General features: G+C 68.2%; 1 protein-coding gene. It reads left to right on the forward strand.

Features of this window, described 5'->3' with window-relative positions; translation table 11 throughout:
* Positions 1-333: AMP-binding protein (locus tag LQ326_RS47565; RefSeq protein ID WP_234545431.1), on the forward strand; the 333-nt coding region annotated here is incomplete at both ends.

Consider the following 333-nt stretch of genomic DNA (forward strand, 5'->3'; position numbering starts at 1 on the left):
CGAGACGGTCGGCCGGCTGCCGGAGGATGTCGCCGTCGTCCGTCTCGACGAACTGGACCGCGGATCGGGTGAGTTCCCTGAGATCGCTGCTGGTCAGCTGGCGTATGTGATTTATACGTCGGGTTCGACGGGGCGTCCGAAGGGGGTGGCGGTCGGGCATGGTTCGGTGGCGAATCTGGCGTCGGTGATGCGTCCGGTGTTGGGGGTGGAGCCGGGGGTTACGGCCTTGCAGTTCGCGTCGTTGAGTTTCGACGCGGCGGTGCTGGATGTGGCGGTGACGCTGGCCGCTGGTGGCACGCTGGCGATCGCGTCGGCGGAGGAGCGGCTGGACCC

Source organism: Streptomyces shenzhenensis (assembly GCF_021462265.1).
GTDB lineage: Bacteria > Actinomycetota > Actinomycetes > Streptomycetales > Streptomycetaceae > Streptomyces > Streptomyces shenzhenensis.